1 protein-coding gene is annotated in these 1,677 nt (G+C 75.5%); it reads left to right on the top strand.

Going from position 1 to position 1,677, the window contains the following annotated elements; all coding sequences use genetic code 11:
- Positions 1-1,677: ATP-binding protein (locus VR44_RS08430; protein ID WP_045946770.1), on the top strand; the 1,677-nt coding region annotated here is incomplete at both ends.

Below are 1,677 nucleotides of genomic sequence, written 5' to 3'. Positions count from 1 at the left end.
GACCGCTTCCGCCTGCTCACCGGCGGCGCCCGGACCGTGCTGCCCCGCCAGCAGACCCTGCGCGCCGTCGTCGACTGGTCCTGGGACCTCCTCGACGAAGCCGAACGGGCCGTCCTCGCCCGGCTGTCCGTCTTCGCCGGCGGCTGCGACCTGGAGGCAGCCGAGGCCGTCTGCGCGGACGGCGGCGGCCTCGACGTCGCCGACGTCATGGCGGCCCTGGTCGACAAGTCCCTCGTCGTCGCCGCCCCCGGCCCGGCGGGAGACATGCGCTACCGGCTCCTGGAGACCGTCGGCGAGTACGCCGCCGAGCGGCTGGGGGAGAGGGACCGCGAGGACACCGAGCAGCGCCACCTCGTCCACTACCGCGAACTCGCCCGCACCACCGAGCCCCGGCTGCGCGGCCACGGCCAGCGCGCGGCCGCCGACCGCATCGCCACCGAGTACGAGAACCTCCGCACCGCCCTGCGCCGGGCCCTCGCCGTCCGGGACGTCGGCGAGGTCCTGTGCCTCGTCCACGCCCTGGGCTGGTACTGGCACATGCAGGACCTGCGCGCCGAGATCCGGCACTGGACCGAAGCCGCGGCCGCACTCGGCCCCGACCCCTTCGCCCCGCCCCACGTCCCCGCCGGGCCCGTCCACGAGCGGCTCCTCGACGCGCCCCCGCCCTACTCCGGCGAGCTCCTCGCCGAGGCCTGGCGCGCCGTGCACCTGGTGCGCCTGTCCGCCCGCGACCACACGTCCACCACCTGGGACAGCCCGCAGGTCCGCGCCGAGGTGGAGGGCATCGTCGCCACCTACCGGCCCGGCCTCCCGCAGACCTGCCGGCCCCCGGGCTCCCTGTGGATCTACGCCGTCATGATCGCGGGAGAGGCCGGGATGCTGAAGCGGGCCGTCGACGAGACCGTCACCGCGTCCCGCGAGCTCGGCTACCGCTGGGAGCTCGCCTCCGCCCTCCAGCTGCGGGCCAACGTCCTGGCCAACCGCGCCGACTGGGCCGGTGACGCCGCCCGCGACGCCGACGAGAGCCTCGCCCTCTTCCGTGAGCTCGGCGACGACTGGGGCTGCGCCGAGGCGCTGTCCGCGCGCGCCGAGTCCCGGGAGAAGAGCGGCGCGTACGACCTCGCCGGCCAGGACTACCTCGAAGCCATCGAGCACGCCGAACGGCTCGGCGCCCGCGCCCAGGTGACGGTGCTGCGCGTACGGATGGCCGGCTCGTACATCGAGTGCGGCCGGCTGGAGGAGGCCGAGGAGATCCTCGGCGGGATCACCGCCACCGAGCAGCGGTTCGGCAACGAGGCCATGCCCGCCGCCCGCATGTTCTACGCCGGACTCCTCGGCCGCACCGGCCGGATCCCCGAGGCCCGCGCCCAGATCGAGGTCCTGCGCGAGGAGTTCGCCCTCGGCGCGTTCGCCGTCTTCGACGTGTTCCTGCACGCCACGACGGCCTGGCTGGACAACCGCGAGGGCAAGTACGAGGACGCTCTGGCCCGGATCAACGACGCCCGCAAGGCCATGCGCCACCCGCTGGCGACCATGGTCGCCCCGCAGCTGCCCGCCGTGTTCCTGGTGACGGCCGCCGTCTCCCTCGCCTCGCTCGGCGGCCGGGAGCGGGCGTACGACGCGGCGCGTCTCGTGGGCGCCTACCGGGCGCACCTGCCGCCCCGGCACGTCCCGGTC

Source organism: Streptomyces katrae, assembly GCF_000966975.1.
Taxonomy (GTDB): domain Bacteria; phylum Actinomycetota; class Actinomycetes; order Streptomycetales; family Streptomycetaceae; genus Streptomyces; species Streptomyces katrae.
Note: the sequence above shows the minus strand (reverse complement) of the source record. Positions and strands in the feature narration are given on the sequence as shown.